Annotated in this window: 16 protein-coding genes; 6 read left to right on the plus strand and 10 right to left on the minus strand. The window is 46.7% G+C overall.

Annotated features, from left to right (window positions below; genetic code table 11):
- Positions 1 to 123: 123 nt before the first annotated feature.
- Positions 124 to 1,209 carry a CNNM domain-containing protein gene (locus tag CA267_RS11865; protein WP_075607171.1) on the plus strand — a complete coding sequence of 362 codons (1,086 nt, stop codon included), beginning with the start codon at positions 124 to 126 and terminating at the stop codon, positions 1,207 to 1,209.
- 126 nt (positions 1,210 to 1,335) lie between these two features.
- Here CA267_RS11865 and pdsS read toward each other — a convergent pair whose 3' ends face one another.
- Positions 1,336 to 3,519: a proteobacterial dedicated sortase system histidine kinase gene (gene pdsS, locus CA267_RS11870; protein WP_075607172.1), complete on the minus strand. Its 2,184-nt coding sequence runs from the start codon at positions 3,517 to 3,519 to the stop codon at positions 1,336 to 1,338.
- A gap of 2 nt (positions 3,520 to 3,521) precedes the next feature.
- Positions 3,522 to 4,211 (minus strand): proteobacterial dedicated sortase system response regulator, encoded by a 690-nt coding sequence (gene pdsR, locus CA267_RS11875; protein WP_075607173.1) that lies wholly within the window; start codon positions 4,209 to 4,211, stop codon positions 3,522 to 3,524.
- A 359-nt stretch (positions 4,212 to 4,570) separates the two neighbouring features.
- Here pdsR and pdsO point away from each other — a divergent pair, with 359 nt between their 5' ends.
- From pdsO to trmB, 4 genes are all read left to right on the plus strand, one after another.
- Entirely contained in the window at positions 4,571 to 5,305 is a 735-nt protein-coding gene (gene pdsO, locus CA267_RS11880; RefSeq protein WP_075607174.1) for a sortase-associated OmpA-like protein PdsO, read from the plus strand.
- Between the two features lie 330 nt (positions 5,306 to 5,635).
- Positions 5,636 to 6,565 (plus strand): ABC transporter ATP-binding protein, encoded by a 930-nt coding sequence (locus CA267_RS11885; RefSeq protein WP_075607175.1) that lies wholly within the window; start codon positions 5,636 to 5,638, stop codon positions 6,563 to 6,565.
- Between the two features lie 3 nt (positions 6,566 to 6,568).
- Positions 6,569 to 7,342, plus strand: coding sequence for an ABC transporter permease (locus tag CA267_RS11890; RefSeq protein ID WP_075607176.1), 774 nt, complete (start codon positions 6,569 to 6,571; stop codon positions 7,340 to 7,342).
- Between the two features lies 1 nt (position 7,343).
- Positions 7,344 to 8,024: a tRNA (guanine(46)-N(7))-methyltransferase TrmB gene (gene trmB, locus CA267_RS11895; protein ID WP_075607177.1), complete on the plus strand. Its 681-nt coding sequence runs from the start codon at positions 7,344 to 7,346 to the stop codon at positions 8,022 to 8,024.
- A gap of 13 nt (positions 8,025 to 8,037) precedes the next feature.
- Here trmB and CA267_RS11900 read toward each other — a convergent pair whose 3' ends face one another.
- A complete protein-coding gene (locus tag CA267_RS11900; protein WP_075607178.1) occupies positions 8,038 to 8,757 on the minus strand; it encodes an EAL domain-containing protein in 720 nt (239 codons plus the stop codon).
- 324 nt (positions 8,758 to 9,081) lie between these two features.
- On the opposite strand from CA267_RS11900, the gene panP reads away from it, so the two are divergent.
- Positions 9,082 to 10,707: a pyridoxal-dependent aspartate 1-decarboxylase PanP gene (gene panP / locus CA267_RS11905; protein WP_075607179.1), complete on the plus strand. Its 1,626-nt coding sequence runs from the start codon at positions 9,082 to 9,084 to the stop codon at positions 10,705 to 10,707.
- Between the two features lie 28 nt (positions 10,708 to 10,735).
- On the opposite strand, the gene panC is transcribed toward panP, so the two are convergent.
- From panC to sfsA, 7 genes are all read right to left on the minus strand, one after another.
- Positions 10,736 to 11,587, minus strand: a complete 852-nt coding sequence (panC, locus tag CA267_RS11910; protein ID WP_075607180.1) for a pantoate--beta-alanine ligase — start codon at positions 11,585 to 11,587, stop codon at positions 10,736 to 10,738.
- 3 nt (positions 11,588 to 11,590) lie between these two features.
- On the minus strand, positions 11,591 to 12,385 hold the full coding sequence (panB, locus tag CA267_RS11915) for a 3-methyl-2-oxobutanoate hydroxymethyltransferase (protein ID WP_075607181.1): 795 nt from the start codon (positions 12,383 to 12,385) through the stop codon (positions 11,591 to 11,593).
- 46 nt (positions 12,386 to 12,431) lie between these two features.
- Positions 12,432 to 12,938, minus strand: a complete 507-nt coding sequence (gene folK / locus CA267_RS11920; RefSeq protein WP_075607182.1) for a 2-amino-4-hydroxy-6-hydroxymethyldihydropteridine diphosphokinase — start codon at positions 12,936 to 12,938, stop codon at positions 12,432 to 12,434.
- A complete protein-coding gene (gene pcnB / locus CA267_RS11925) occupies positions 12,935 to 14,287 on the minus strand; it encodes a polynucleotide adenylyltransferase PcnB (RefSeq protein ID WP_232367647.1) in 1,353 nt (450 codons plus the stop codon). The genes folK and pcnB overlap by 4 nt, the downstream gene beginning before the upstream one ends.
- Positions 14,288 to 14,336: 49 nt before the next feature.
- On the minus strand, positions 14,337 to 15,260 hold the full coding sequence (gluQRS, locus tag CA267_RS11930) for a tRNA glutamyl-Q(34) synthetase GluQRS (protein ID WP_075607183.1): 924 nt from the start codon (positions 15,258 to 15,260) through the stop codon (positions 14,337 to 14,339).
- Positions 15,261 to 15,344: 84 nt separating this feature from the next.
- Positions 15,345 to 15,794: an RNA polymerase-binding protein DksA gene (gene dksA / locus CA267_RS11935; protein ID WP_075607285.1), complete on the minus strand. Its 450-nt coding sequence runs from the start codon at positions 15,792 to 15,794 to the stop codon at positions 15,345 to 15,347.
- A 212-nt stretch (positions 15,795 to 16,006) separates the two neighbouring features.
- The gene (sfsA, locus tag CA267_RS11940) at positions 16,007 to 16,708 is read right to left on the minus strand and encodes a DNA/RNA nuclease SfsA (protein ID WP_075607184.1); all 702 of its coding nucleotides are present in this window, start codon (positions 16,706 to 16,708) and stop codon (positions 16,007 to 16,009) included.
- Between the last annotated feature and the right edge of the window lie 45 nt (positions 16,709 to 16,753).

Consider the following 16,753-nt stretch of genomic DNA (forward strand, 5'->3'; position numbering starts at 1 on the left):
CATAACGACAATCAGATACAAAAAGTAAGACGTGAGAGTAAGCTTTGATAATCTGTCTTGTAGTCTGTTTTCATCGCTTCATAATAGACAAGCAACTTAACAGCATATTTCTGGTAGAGGTAAATGGTTTTACTTTTTGGATACGTCATTGCCGCACTTGGCTTTTCCTTCCTGTGCTCAATTGCCGAGGCTGTAATTTTAAGTGTGTCTCCCGCGTCCATCGCCGTGATGGAAAAAGAAGGCCATCCGAGCGGTAAGATCCTCCGGACTCTCGTTGACGATATAAATAAACCGCTTTCCGCAATTCTCACACTCAACACTATTGCTCATACAATGGGCGCAGCCGGCGCCGGTGCGCAAGCGGCTATGATTTTCGGTGATGCCTATTTAGGTTTAATTTCAGCCATCCTTACTTTGTTGATTCTTGTGTTTTCTGAAATCATTCCAAAAACGTTGGGCGCTGAGTATTGGCGAACACTTGCACCGATAACCGCATATTTTCTGAAATACCTCACCTTGCTCCTCTATCCAGTGATAAAGATTCTGGAAAAGCTCACCGCTGGCTTTAGAAAAGAAAAGCCCGTTCGAGGTTTCAACCGCAGTGAACTGCAGGCGATGGTTGAGCTTTCCGATCAGGAAGGTCAACTAGCGCAACAAGAGGCAGCCTTTTTATTGAGCCTTCTGCACCTGCATGAATTTAAAGTTAAAGATGCGATGACTCATCGAACATCAATTTTCTCAGTGTCTGAGGATATTACGGTGGAAACTTTCTTCCACAATCATGCCCATATTGAATACTCACGAATCCCGATCTATGAAAAGGACCAGCGCGAGAATATCACCGGTTATGCTATGCGTTCAGAGTTGCTTGTTGCTCAAGCGCGGGGCGATAGCGATAAATCACTCTGGGAATTCCGGAAACCTATGGTAACGCTGCTGGGCTCGATGCCCCTTTCCAGCACTTTCGATCATTTTATTCAGAAGGAAGTTCATATTCTGCTGGTAGTAGATGAATACGGTGGTTTGGAAGGCATCATTACGCTGGAAGATCTACTGGAAAAGCTTCTCGGTGTGGATATCTTAGACGAAAAAGATGCCACTGTTAGTATGAAGCGATTAGGCAGAATGGTCGCTCGACGAAAGGCCAGGATGTTAGGGAAAAACGTACCGGATGCGACGCTTCATTCCAAAAAGTCAGGATCAAAGTAATCATAAGCTCTCTGTTTAACCCCAGCCCGGAATTTCGTACGTCATAGCTGACTATGACTAGAAAGCGCAACGATGCCAGGCGCAAAAAGATCGTTATTGAGCGGCGCGGATTATCCCGAGTTGGGGTTATTTATTGGCATACGGCATAGATATGACCACGCAGACACCGGTATTATCTGGCAAATTGGAAAGATGAATGCTCCCTTTGTGAAAAACAGCAATCATATTGGCAATAAACAACCCTAAGCCCAGATGGGGATGCGCAGCATTTTGGTGGCGGTTTTGATTGGGCCGAATTGACACCATGGACTGCAGAAGCTGCGTCTTCATTCCTTCCGGTAACAAGGGGCCCGGATTGGTCACGCTTACTTTGAAACTCTTGGCATCGCGCCAGAGGTGCAGCGAGATTTCGTCGTTTTCTTCGCTGAATTCAACGGCATTGGCAATTATTTTATCCAGCATTTGCGCAAAAAGTTCTGGTGAGCCATTTACTTGCAACCTTTCCGCCGATACCTTTAACTGAAACTGGCGTGCTGGATAAGCGTATTCGTATCCTCCCACACAGCCAGTTACTACGGCGATAGCATCGAACAGTTCGACTTCTTCCTGGGCAATGGCATGTTCAAGACGGGTGGCTTCACTCATACTATTTAAAATCGTGCTCAGACGACTAATACCAGCTTGCGCTCGTTCCACAAATACCTCCTGTTGCTCAGCACTGTCCGTTTGCTTGATCATATCCAGCGATGATCGCACCACTGCAATAGGAGTACGTAGTTCGTGAGAAAGTCGTGAGGCCATATTTTCCAGGTAGGAATTATACTGTTGTAATCGCCCGAGCACCTCGCTGAAAGAACGCGATAAGTCGCCGATTTCATCCCGCTGCCTGGCCAGCGGAATTGCCGCCACTATTTTGCCGTTGTCGTCAATTATGGCTTCGGTGTCATCGCGCAATTTGCGAATGCGGGATGAAATTCGGTGAGCAAAAAGCAATAGCGCTGCAGTACCCAGTAGCATCACCGCCAATATGACATGAAACAGTTGTTCTAAAGCCTGGTTACGCAAAGTTCTAATGCCGTTGGTGGTTTGTTCAACTACTACCGCGCCCATTACTTGTTTATCAATATAAATGGGGTATGCTGCAGACAAAATTACTGCTTTATTATCTGAAGTAAGGCGCCATAGAGAATCCGGATTGCCGTTTAACGCGGAAGAAATATCCAGCCCGCCGAGGGCATAAGCGTTCTCCATTTCATCCACAAATTCTGCGGGAGGACGAGTGAGTATGTGGTAATACAGAGGCAACAGCCAGCGGGTTTCTATCCAGCGCCAATAGGAATTTGATGAATTTTCCTGCTGTCGAGAACGCAGACCTGAGGCAGACCGAATATCGCCCGCTTTGGCTAGTACCCTTTTATGTTTGTCTACCACCCAAACCCGGGAATCCGCGTACTTTAGTCCAGCAAGAATTTGCTCTATTTCCGGTGATGGCGTGACCACCGTACCCAGGCCATCTGTACGATTTGGATTCGCTGTGCCTACTGCATATTGCTTAGTTCGCAAAGTAGCGTCATCAACATCCGCTATCGCAAATGCTAATGAGCCTGATGTCATAGCCAGCGGAAAGCGCAACTCAATATTGTAGCCTTCGGGGGTGAGTGTCCAGCGACCTTGAATTCTCAGCTCGTTTTCTAATGCTCGGTATTCGGTGGCATCGCTGGATAAGCGATACGCGTTTACCCATCCGGGTTGATACGGGGCAATAACATAGCGCTCCAACTCACCCGAGTCTGGCTGAAGACCAATAAGCAGGTGATCACTCTGGTCGATACTTAAGCTATTTGGCCGCCGCCAGACAACGCGATCATCAGTGACATTAAACATCGCATAAAGATACTGATCATAGCGTCCTACCATATGAGTAAACGATAATGTGACAAGAGGCCGGGGAAACGTGTTGCCGAACCAGGTTACTACCTGTTCATCATCGTATTCGCGGGCGAGATGCTGAACCGAATTCCAATCCTTAAGTTTTCCATCTAACTGAATAGGAGAAGTCATAAAAGGCGCATATAAATCGGTGCCAGGCCTGACATCCTTTAGATAAGAGGATTGGTTATCAAACAGTGCAGGGCGCTCATGCAGCGCAGTGGCAACGGCGCGAGCCGTACCAATCATGGTTTGCTCCTGCCCAATTCGCAAATACTGTTCAAGTTCCCAAACGTATTTATAACCCAACCACGGAATGGTAAACAAAAACAGCGACAAAAACAGTAGCTGCAGGCGAAGCGACAAGCGTAAACGAAACAAATTCACACCTGCCAGCGATAGCCCATACCGTAAACGGTATCGATGTGGTCGAAGGTGTCGTCAAGCTGAATAAATTTTTTACGCATGCGTTTTATATGCGACGTTATGGTGGTGTCATCCACTACCATGCGTGACTCGTCCATCAACTGTTGGCGACTTTTTACGTGGCCAGGGCGTTTAATCAGCGCGTGGAGCATCCAAAATTCTGTCACTGTCAGGGCAACGGGGCTTTCTTTCCAGCTAACCGTCATACGATTCACATCTACGGCAAGATGCCCTAACCGAATTTGTTCGCTTTGCTGTTTGGGCACAGCCAACAAGTCGGTACGTCGGAAAAGTGCAGCTATTCGAGCAAGGAGATGGGCCATGCTGATATCTTTTGTCAGATAATCATCAGCGCCCATGCGTAACCCGCTGATGGTGTCTACATCGTTATCTCTGGCGGTAAAAAAGATAATGGGCAATGACTGTGAACGTTGGCGCAACTGCTGACACAGCATAAAGCCACCTTCCATTTCATCGTTCAGTCCTATATCTATGATGGCCAAATCCGGTAGTGACTGGGCAAATGCGGCTGTCGCCAAAGGTCTGCTTGCGTAAGCGTTTACCTGATATCCCTGAGCTCTAAGCGCGACTGTGTAGTTATCCCGAATGGCAGCGTCGTCTTCTACCAGTGCAATTGTTCTTGGCATGTTTTACCTTATTGTTATTAGCTGTCAGCACTATACTTGAGACCAGGAAACTATGCCTGAGTTGGACAAAAAATCCCTGATTTAGCCACTATTTTGCCACATTTGCATCTGCTTTGAAGGAAACAAAAATACCCAGTGCAAGCTCATGCGGGACAGGCGCTGATCATTGACTCCTTCAAAATGCGGATGGGTATTATAATTGGGATATCTTGCCAGCTCCAGGTCATCTTTTGTCGTATTCCATCGTTAAATTGCCCTAGTTCTCTTACTGTTTTGCCATTGTCATTTTGTTTAATAGCGTTACGTTACAACAGATATTTTCTGCTACACGATAACTAAACTTCTTTAGGAGATACAAAATGAAAGCAACTCAACGTTCTACAATAATTGCATTGCCCGCGGCCATAGTTTTGACCCTTACGCCTTCCTGGGCATTTGCTAAAAACTCAGAGCAGGATAAAGCGGTAGCTATAGGTTTGGGCTCTGGTGCGGCAGTCGGCGCTGTTATTGCAGGTCCTATTGGTGCGGCGGTCGGTGGAATTTTAGGTGCAATGATGGGTAACGACACCGCCCAAAAAGACCAGCTCAAAGGAAAAACGCTGGCGTTATCTGCCAATGAGCAGGCGCTTTCAGCTACTCAACAGGAACTCTTTGCCATGCGCGATGCGCTGCAAGCGATGGAACAAGAGGCGAAAGCTACCAATGTGGCTTTTATCCAGGACACAAACCGGGAAGTCATGGCGGTTGAAAGCAACATTCAATTCACCACCGGTTCAGCGACAATCGAACAAACCTACTTTGATCAACTGGATTTGGTGGCAGAAGCATTAAAGCTTCACAAACAACTGCAAGTTCGCTTAATTGGTCATGCCGATAACCGGGGTGCTTCCCAGTTCAATCAGGCGCTGTCAATGCAACGAGCGTTGCAGGTTCAGAACTATTTAATTGAGAAGGGCGTAAATAATGAGCAAATTCTCACCGTTGCTGTAGGGGAAAAAGAAAGCGCAGGCGACTCAATGGAAAAGGCATTTTTCGACCGTAAAGTGGTAATGCAAATAGCCGATGGCGAAGCGGTATTAACGGCCAATCGGTAACTTTTTGATGAAACATTGCCGCATTGGCTTCAAGGTGCGCTCTGCGGCATTTTATTAACTTCAGGTAACATGTCTCTTCAATTTCTCCGCCGCCTTTTCCCAAGCTCCCGAATATGTTCCGGATCGGTAAGTTATTTATCTCTGTATCAGAAGCATTAAACCCGATTCCCACCCGCGGGGGTTGAAATAAAAGAAATTGGCAACACTTTAACTTCAGATAAAGTACGTCACGAGTTTAGCAGTCTCCTTACCGGTTCCTAAGCGTATTTAAATCGCTCTGATGTATATACTAATCAATTCCATTTACTCTCAATGATGACAGGCATAAGCATGAATGCGTTGAATATTTCCGGACTAACAAAAATATATAAAAGCGGTACGCAGGCGTTGCGCGGCCTGAATCTTCAAGTTGAAGAAGGCGATTTTTTTGCCTTACTCGGCCCCAATGGAGCAGGCAAATCCACGACCATTGGCATCATTAGCTCTTTGGTCAATCAGACTGAGGGGACGGTCAAAGTGTTTGACCACGATCTTGATGCAGAAAAGGAAGCGGCTAAATCCTGCATTGGCTTGGTGCCACAGGAATTCAATTTCAATCAGTTTGAAACGGTATTACAAATTGTGCTTAACCAAGCCGGGTACTATGGAGTGCCGCGCGGTTTGGCAAAAGAAAGGGCTAAAAAATATTTAAGCCAACTAGATCTTTGGGAAAAGCGTGATGCTGCGGCCAGAGAATTATCTGGCGGTATGAAGCGCCGGCTGATGATAGCGCGAGCGTTAATGCATGAGCCTAAACTTTTGATTTTGGACGAGCCTACCGCTGGCGTGGATATCGAAATCCGCCGCTCTATGTGGACATTCTTAAAAGAAATTAACGCTCAGGGGATCACGATAATTTTGACCACGCATTATTTGGAAGAAGCAGAAATGTTGTGCCGCAATATCGCAATTATCGACAAAGGCATCATCGTTGAAAACACCAGTATGAAAGCGCTGTTGTCAAAATTGAATATCGAAACCTTTATTCTGGATCTTGCCGATAATTCTCCTACTCCCACGTTAGCAGGTTTTACGCATCGCATGACAGATCCCCATACGCTGGAAGTGGATGTTGAAAAAGCAGAAGGATTAAATCCGGTGTTTGCCCAGCTTAGCGAACAGGGGGTGCAGGTGCTGAGCATGCGCAATAAGTCGAATCGTTTAGAAGAACTGTTTGTTAATCTGGTAGAATCCGGCAGACAGCAGCAAAAGGACGCATAGAAAATGCATAATAAAAATAACTGGATTGCGCTTAATACTATCTGGATTAAAGAATGCACTCGCTTTTTGCGAATTTGGGTGCAAACCTTGGTGCCGCCAGCCATAACCATGAGTTTATATTTTGTCATTTTCGGCAGCCTTATCGGCGATCGTATTGGACAAATGGGCGGCTTTACCTACATGGAATTCATAGTGCCCGGCCTTATCATGATGTCAGTGATCACGAATTCTTACTCCAATGTCTCCTCTTCATTTTTTAGTGCCAAGTTTCAACGGAATGTGGAAGAGCTGCTGGTGGCGCCGGTGCCCACCTCCGTTATTATTGCCGGGTACGTGGGTGGCGGAGTAGCCAGAGCGATTCTTATCGGTATTATTGTTACCGCGGTTTCAATGTTCTTTGTTGATATTAAAATTCACAATCTGGGCGTCATTATTATTACGTTGCTGCTGACATCCAGTTTATTTGCCACTGCAGGCCTGGTTAATGCGATATTTGCAAAGACGTTTGATGATATCAGTCTGGTGCCTACCTTTGTGCTAACACCGCTAACCTACTTGGGTGGCGTATTTTATTCGCTAACATTGTTACCGGAGTTTTGGCAGATCGTAAGTAAAGCGAACCCCATTGTGTATATGGTAAACGGATTTCGCTATGGCTTCTTGGGCGTCTCAGATGTCAACGTGACGGTATCCGTGAGCTTGTTGATTGCGTTTAATGTGGCGCTGTACCTTGTTGCTCACATGCTGTTAAAGGCAGGAAGAGGGATACGCAGCTAGTATGAAAGAAGCAACGGGCAATTCGCGGGATGTGTCTACCAATCAAACTGGCGTTCATGAAAAACTGGATGCCTTAGTCGCGCGTTATCAGCAAAATAAAAACCAACGCCCGGTAAGTGAGCATACGCTTTCTGCCTTTAATGATGCGGTAGCATGGCTGGGAGACTGGACCGGAGATATTATTCTTGACTCCTGTTGTGGCGTCGGAGAAAGCACAGCCACCATTGCCAGGCAGTATCCAGAATGTAAGGTGATTGGATTAGACAAATCTGCAGCCAGAGTCGATAAACACGAACATTATCGCAAAGCAACAGACAATTACCGGGTCATCCGCGCCGATGTAAATGATTTTTGGCGGCTCGCTTCGAAGGCGCAGTGGCCGATAAAAAAGCACTATTTGCTATATCCAAACCCTTATCCCAAAAGTGCTCAGGTGCAAAAGCGATGGCACGCCAGCGCTGCAATGGTGGATATGATGGCGCTGACGCCCCATATCGAAGTGAGAAGTAACTGGCTAATTTATCTGCTTGAATTCGCGCAAGCTGCAAAACATTACGGCCTGATTACCCATTTAACCGAAGTCACTACCGCACAACCCATCACTCCCTTTGAACGGAAGTATCGCGCCAGTGGGCAGGTATGTTGGCAACTGGCGTGTGAGCCAGAGGAAGCGCAGGAATAAGCTTTGGTCGGCGCTAGTGAGGCGTGGGCGCAGGACGAGGCTTGCTGAACACAAATCCTTGTGCATAACGAATTGGTAATTGCCTTACCTTATCCAAAGTTGCTTCATCCTCTATATGTTCTGCAACAACACTGATACTGCGTGCCTGCGCCAGTTCGCAAACATGCAGCACAAATTCTTTGACCTCAGGATGGGAATCAAGCTGTTTGATCATCCCTCCCGCCAACTTGACGCCTCTGATGGGTAAAGACATAAGGTTTTTGATATTGCCCGGTGTTTTGCCTACGTTATCAATAAAAACGCCCAAGCCGCTATGCAAACTGCGTTCGATGAACGCATTGAGTTGGTTGCTGTCTTGCATTGCTGTTTTTGCACTGACTTCGACACTCACCCGTGAAGGGTTAGGATAATTAGCCAAATGCGCAATAAGTGTGTTGGTTAATTCCAGATTAACCAGATCTGCAGCATTTAAGTTGATATTCCACGGAATATTCATGTTTTCGAAATATTTTGCGCTTTGGCAGAATATGGTTTCGGTAAGTTGCTGAGCGTAATTATTGCGCTCAATAAGAGACAAAAACTCGTTCGGTAAGAATGTTTTTTCACTAGGGGTAACTAACCGCGCAAGGCATTCATAGCGCCAGACTCTGGCGTTCTCTAAATCGACAATTGGCTGAAAATAGGGGACAATACTTTCTAGCTGAAAACTGTCAGTGACTTCTCGAATTGGCATATTCCATTTCCCTGTTATCCCATATAGTCAATATAGCAGAGCCGAACAAAATACCAATCCTTAAAAGTGAAGGTGAACGGCCAGAGGGGCGGTATATAAAGATTTTACCGGTAACATCAGGAATATCTATTGGCAATATACCTTGTATTACCTTGGCGGCGGGCTGATTCTGGGGTAAAGTTCGCCACTTTGTAACTACCGTGCTAAATTTTCACTTGTCGTGATAAGTCGCAAGGCTCTGAGTGAGCCACGGGTTACTGAAACTGGTACTCTGACATTTGTCAGTTGGCAGCCATCCCATCGCGAAAAGTAGAGGTGTGTTTAGTGGGTGAAGCGCAAGTTAGTCTAAAACACTTGTTTCGGGTTTTTACCAAGCCTGAACACAAAGACTCAAAATTAGCTCAAATTGAACAGCACTTATCAGACAACATTCTCGATTTTCTGTCACAGCATGTGGTGACTAAGAAAACCTCTCTTGAGGAAATCGAACAAGATTTTTCTGACGCCATTGTGCCTGAATCCCCTGAGTTTGTTTCTACGCATGCTGAGGCGCTGCTGGAAAAGCTTGTTGCCCATTCAGTGAACACCTATTCGCCCACGTTTATCGGTCATATGACCTCTGCGTTACCTTATTTTCATCTTCCGTTGGCCAAGCTGCTGGTGGGGCTGAACCAGAATCTGGTAAAAATTGAAACATCCAAAGCTTTTACGCCACTTGAGCGGCAAGTGCTGGGGATGATGCATAATCTTATTTATGGTGAAGACGACGCGTTCTATCATCAGTATCTTCATAGCGCCCGTCATGCTCTTGGCGCCTTTTGTTCAGGCGGTACCATCGCCAATATTACTGCGCTGTGGGTAGCCAGAAACAAAACACTCGGACCTACAAAAGGTTTTTCCGGCGTTGCTAAGGAAGGTCTTGCGGCTGCATATCGTTTTTACAACATTAGCAACCTGGGAGTCATGTGCTCTAAACGTGGACATTATTCTCTCTCTAAAGCGGTGGATGCGTTGGGAATAGGACGGCAGCAACTATTAACCATTCCTTGTCCCGATCAAACCTTAGATCCGCAAACAGCGTTAACGGAAGGGAAGCGGTATCAGGAAGAAGGAAACAAACTGCTCGCAATTGTTGGCATTGGCGGAACCACAGAAACCGGCCATGTAGATCCGTTAGATGAGTTGGCTGACGTTGCTAAAGAGCTGGGCTGTTGGTTTCACGTCGATGCTGCCTGGGGCGGAGCTACATTGTTTTCAAACCAATACCGGGACCGGCTTAAAGGGATCCATAAAGCGGATTCAGTGACCATTGACGCCCACAAACAAATGTACGTACCAATGGGTGCGGGTATGGCGTTATTTAAAAATCCGGAAGATGCCAATACCGTCAGACATCATGCCCAGTATATTTTGCGGGAAGGCTCCAAAGATTTAGGGGCGACGACACTGGAAGGTTCCCGTAACGGCATGGCGATGATGGTGTATGCGTCATTGCATATTTTTGGCCGGCGCGGGTACGAATTGCTTATCGACCAGAGTATAGAAAAGGCCAAAGCCTTCGCTCAAATGATAGAGAAACATCCTGATTTTGAGTTAATTACTGCCCCAACGTTGTCCTTGCTGACTTACCGCGTTTGCCCTGCCAGTGTGCAGAAAAAGCTGCAGACGGCCAATGTTAAAACCCGAAGAAGCATGAATCAAAAAATTGATCGGCTTGTGGTAAATGTGCAAAAGCTACAGCGAGAGGCGGGTAAATCGTTTGTATCGCGTACGCGTTTGGAAAGCCCGGATTATCCAGATCGTTCAGTTACCGTCTTTCGCGTGGTGTTAGCAAATCCTCTCACTACTCAGAACGATCTTACGGCAATTCTTGCAGAACAACATCAGATTGCTACGGGCACTAAAACCTGGCAGGACCTGGAAGAAGGTAAGTATTCACTTTCTCACTAGAAGCTTTAAAAGGAGCTGAATGCTCCTTTTAGCGTTGAACCTGAATGTTGTCAATTAAGCGGGTTTTACCCACAAATGCAGCAATAAGAATTACCAGCTCAGAGTCTTCCACTGATGGCTGCTGCAGCGTTGATGCATTACGAATTTCCACATAATCTGTTTTAAAGCCCGCTGCATCCAGCTTGCTGCAATACTCCTGGCTGAGCGCTGGATAATCTTGCCGGCGGCCTTCTTCAATTTCTTTTTTTAAGGCCGTCATCACCTTATATAACTGAGGCGCCAGGCAACGCTGTTCCGCGTTTAGATAGCCATTGCGAGAACTCATCGCCAAGCCATCAACTTCTCTTTCAGTAGGAACGCCGTAAACTTCAAGATTCATCGATAAATCCTGAACCATTAACTTGATTACCCGAAGTTGCTGAAAGTCTTTTTGGCCGAAGAACGCTTTATTGGGCTGCACCATATTAAACAGTTTACAGACAATGGTGGCGACACCGCGAAAATGTCCAGGGCGACTTGCGCCGCATATCATTGAAGAAATACCAGGTACTTCAACAAAAGTTTGCTGTTCAAGACCCCGCGGATACATTTGAGAAATCGTTGGTGTAAAAACTACATCTACGTTTAAAGTGGCAAGCTTTTCCTTATCAGCTTCTAAAGTCCGGGGATAAGCGTCTAAATCTTCATTCGCACCAAATTGCATCGGATTAACAAAAATGGAGACCACCACGATATCGCATTGCGCCTTTGCTTCTCGAACAAGTTGCAAATGGCCGTTATGCAAATTTCCCATGGTAGGAACGAATCCAATGACTTTATTTTGCATTTGCCAATCGCGGCGTGTCTCACGCAGAACATGAATGTCGCTGATACTTTCCATATTTTACTCGAAGCTATGTGCGGTTGAAGGGAAGGCTCCGCTTCGAACGTCACTAATATATTTTTTTACCGCTTTGCGCAAATCGCCAGTCTCTACTAGATAGTTTTTCGAAAACTTAGGCATATAATTCGCGCTGATGCCAAACATGTCATGCATCACCAGAATCTGGCCATCGGTGTCTTTACCTGCCCCAATGCCAATTACCGGAATAGTGAGTTCTTCACTGATACGTTTACCTAACGAAGAAGGAACGCACTCTAGCACCAATAACTGGGCTCCGGCGTTCTGTACGGCAATTGCTTCCTCTACCATCTGCTCCGCTTTTTCCTGATGGCGTCCCTGAACTTTAAAGCCACCAAAAACATGTACAGACTGGGGAGTCAGGCCCATATGCGCACATACTGGTACGCCACGTTGGACCAGGCCGGTTATCGTCTCACACAGCCATTGCCCGCCTTCCAGTTTAACCATACTCGCCCCGGCAGCCATTATTTTTGCCGCATTCGAATAAGTCTGGTTGGGGGTGGCGTAGCTCATAAAAGGCAGATCGGCGATAACAAATGCCCGTTGCGTTCCTCGGCGAACGGCTCGCGTATGATAGGCAATATCGTCTATGGTGACGGCGAGGGTATCATCCTGCCCTTGTAAAACCATGCCTAGCGAATCACCGATAAGCAAAACATCAATATTTTGCTCATCAAAAAGTTTGGCGAAACTGGCATCATAAGCGGTGAGCGCTGCAATTTTTTCAGCTGACTGCTTTTGCGCCTGAAGGCTGGAGATAGTGACTTTTTTCATAGTGACCATCGCTAAGTGAAGTAATAATTGTCGAACTATACGGATTTTATTGCTGATTGGAAGCGCGTATACGTTTTAAGCCTTCTAATGAACATTTCGCCACCCACTGCGAAAGAGGATTGCCGTCTGGCATAATCATATTAGGTGCAATTTCAAAAAGAGGAACCAGTACAAATTCGCGTTCCGCCATACCGTAATGAGGAATAGTAAGATCGTCGGTGTTCACTTCTTGATTCCCGTACAGCAACACATCTAAATCCAATGTTCGCGGTCCCCACCGTTTGCCTTTGCGTTCGCGCCCGTAGCTGTTTTCGATTTGTTGTAACTGCGCTAACAGAGGGTGGGGTGAGAGCGCGGTTTCAATTAAACAAACGCTGTTGATGAAATCAGGCTGGTCTTGAGGCCCCATAGGGGCGCTTATATACAGCGAAGATTTTTTAAGGACTCGAGTATCTGCAAGATTGCCGATGGCATCTACGGCTGAATTCAGTAGATCAGTAGATTGCCCCAGATTACTGCCTAAGCCTATATACACATGTTCTTTCTGGCTCATTCAGCGCCCTTAGCCTGCTTGGGCTTACGGCGGCGACGGCGCGGCGGCTTGCTGGCGCCTTCAGTTTGCCGAAGATTGGTCAGCATTGTTTTTTGCAGGCCTGGTTCGGCGTACTGGAATTGTGTCCACCAGTCTGCCAGCTCAAGCGTATCACCACCTTCAACCTGTCCGCGCATTAACAGAAAATCATAGCCTGCACGAAATTTAGGATGACTTAATGTTTGATACGCTCTGCGACCAAAGCGTCTGGGCAGGCGTTGCTGCAACAACCAGATATCACGAATGACGGTAGAAAAGCGCTTAGGTATCATAATCCGTTGAATCTGGCGGTGTAACACCTCTCCGGAAGCAATATTAAAGGCATCGTGATCACTAAGCCCCGATTCCGCCTTTAACTTATTGGTATGCTCTTCCAGCGGATACCACAGCAGCGCCGCATATAAAAACGCCGGCGTCACCCGTTGGTTACTGTTGATGCGGATATCTGTGTTTTCCAGTACTTTAATTAGGAACTGGCATTCACGACTGCTTTCATCTTTGATTGCGTCTGAAAGCATTGGAAACAGCGGCGTCAGTAAGTCGTACTCCCGCAACATTCTAAACGTATCAACGCCTTTACCAGACAAAAACATTTTTAACGTTTCTTCGAAAAGCCGGGCTGGAGGAATATTTGCAAGCAGATGAGCCAGCTCCGGAATAGGTGCAGCCGTGGCAGGATTGATTCTCATATTCAACTTCGCGGCAAACCGCGCAGCTCGCAACATTCTCACTGGATCTTCGCGGTAGCGATTTTGCGGATCGCCGATAAGTGCCACTTCGCCTTTTGCTATCGCGTCTCGGCCATTGGCAAAATCGGTAACGGTAAAGTCGGCGACATTGTAATACATGGCGTTGAACGTAAAGTCGCGGCGTTCTGCGTCTTCTTCGATAGTGCCAAACACGTTATCTCGCACAAGCTGACCGTGGGCGTCTTGTTTGCCAAGCAACGCACCATCGTCATCTTCACCTTCTGCGTGATGGCCGCGAAAAGTCGCAACTTCAATGACTTCCCGTCCAAATACAATATGCGCCAGACGGAAGCGGCGGCCAATTAAGCGACAGTTTCTGAACAAGCTTTTGATCTGCTCAGGGGTAGCATTAGTTGCAACGTCAAAATCTTTGGGTTTTAGCCCCAGCATCAAGTCGCGTACGCAACCTCCTACCAGATAAGACTGGTAACCGGCGTTGTTTAACCGATACAGAACTTTTAACGCATTGTCGCTGATATCTTCCCGGGAAATGCCGTGCTCAGCTCTAGGTAAAACATACCCTTGAATAGGGCTGGCTGATCCGTTGTCTTTACCAAACACTCGCTTTACGGTTTTAAACACGCGCGTAATAATGATGAACTCTCCGATGTTATTGAGCGCCGCTATGATAAGTGGATTTGCAACCGCCGACAATAATTTCGCTCTGGGGCGGCAATTTGTTGCAATTCCATTGTGCCACAGCCCAATGCAGGATTTCCTGACAATTCGCTGTCCTTAAATAATCTGGCACTATAATATTTAAAAACGCCAACGCCTGCATCAGGTTCTGCGATGGTGTGGCTAAGTTAAGCGGCGCTGCCCGGTTTTGTTTACTTAGTTTGCGCCCCTTTTCAACAGCCGCAACAGGTATGTGAGCGTATTGAGGAGCGGGTTTACCCAGTATAGCATAGAGGCTTAGATGAGTGGCTGTGGTAGGCAAGATATCGCTGCCCCTGACAACATGGGTTACCTGCTGATAAATATCGTCCAGCACCACTACCAGATTATAAGCAAAAAGCCCGTCACGTCGTTTGATGATCGTATCTTCTAAAGCATGGGCTTCGGTAATAGTTTCGCGCCCACGAATGCGATCATTAAACGTAGTGACGGGATTATCCAGTTTTACTCTTATCGCCGCCCCCTCGCTGTCACGCTTAGCTAAGCGACAGGTGCCAGGATAAACGCCGCCCTGTGCTTTTATCTCTTTACGGGTGCATGTGCAGTAATACGCCTGCTGTAATTGCAGTAAGTGGTCAACCACGCTCTGGTACTCGGCGAGACGTTGGGACTGATATAAAATGTCGCCGTCCCATAGCAGCTCGTGAGCAACAAGCGCTTCGCATATTGCCTTGTCGGCCCCTGCAATACAGCGGGGAGTGTCAATATCTTCAATACGAAGCAGCCATTTTCCCTGATGCGCCCTGGCATCAAGATAACTGGCTACAGCAGCAATCAGCGAGCCAAAATGAAGTGGACCGGAAGGAGATGGTGCGAAACGACCAATATAAGAGGGAAATTTATCAGCGGTTGTCATGGTAATGACAGTCATTAAGGGCAAACAGCAATCTACGGCAATGGCACAATGTCATTGCCGAGCGCTGCGTTTACAAGTAAATACTTACCCTTGTAATTGCTTTTCTTTAATTTCAGCCATGGTCTTACAGTCGATGCATAGATCTGCTGTAGGGCGAGCTTCAAGACGACGGATACCAATTTCGATGCCGCACTGATCGCAAAAGCCAAAATCGTCATCTTCAATGCGGCGCATAGTTTTCTCAATTTTCTTGATCAACTTACGCTCGCGGTCCCGGGTACGTAGCTCCAGACTGAACTCTTCTTCCTGAGCAGCCCGGTCAACCGGGTCAGGAAAGTTTGCAGCTTCATCTTTCATATGCGTAACGGTACGATCAACTTCCTGACGTAACTGATCACGCCAAGCTTTAAGCAACAAACGGAAATGCTCCATTTGCGCATCGCTCATGTATTCCTCATCAGGTTTCGCCTGGTACGGCTCAAGTCCTGCTAAGGCTAATAGTCCTATGGATTTCGTCTCTTTTCCTGTTGGCATATGCCACATCTCCTACACTACGACACCCAATAATGTCCCTGAAACCATCTATAGCAGAATGAATTCCTGCGGGCAATGTAAAGTGTCAAAGTAACCTTCCCACTTGTGTGTTAAAAGCAAAAACACACCGCGAAGATGATGCCATTAAGGGCATCAAAAGGTGAAAACAAGGCGCAAATATGGAGATAGTTATTAAAAAATCAACTGATTTTTTACGTAATAACCGGGAGTGTTTGATTTACTGCGATTTTTTCTTTAGTAATCGAACATCCCACCGCGCAGATCTCTACGCCTTGTCGCCGCGCATGAGATACGGCGGTAGCGTATTCTGGATCAATTAATTCAGCAATCCTTACTTCCTGAATACCGGTGTGTTGTACACAGAACAATAATTTCGTCGATACGCCTTGTTTCGCCAGCCGCGCCAGTTCATTGCAATGTTTAAGGCCTCGACTGGTTTTTGCATCGGGAAAATAGCCAATACCGCTTTGCGCCAGCGTCACCGACTTCACTTCCATGTAACCAATGGTGGAATCTTCCTGCAGCATAAAGTCGAAGCGGCTGTCTGCTCCTGGTGGTGTGACTTCAGCTTTCCAGTGACTTACACAATTAAATAGAGGAAGGGACTTGTTATTTAGCGCCTCTGCTACCAGTTTATTAGCATTGTGCGTATTGATGCCTATAAAGTGCCCATCAAAATTCTGTGCCAGTTCCCAGGTGTATTTAAGTTTCCTTTTGGGGCTGGCTGATTCGCTTAAATAAACGGTAAAGCCTGGTTCTGCGCAATTTGTCATCGCTCCTGTGTTAGGGCAATGCGCGATGATTGTTTCACCGGATTCCAGCTTTACATCAGCGAGAAAACGTTTGTAGCGGCGAATAAGCTGGCCACGAACGAGAGGCGTAATAAACTGCATAGAAAGCGCCGTGTAGATAAAAACCGATTAAGTGTACCAAGCTAA

Source organism: Alteromonas pelagimontana, assembly GCF_002499975.2.
GTDB classification, from domain to species: Bacteria; Pseudomonadota; Gammaproteobacteria; order Enterobacterales; family Alteromonadaceae; genus Alteromonas; species Alteromonas pelagimontana.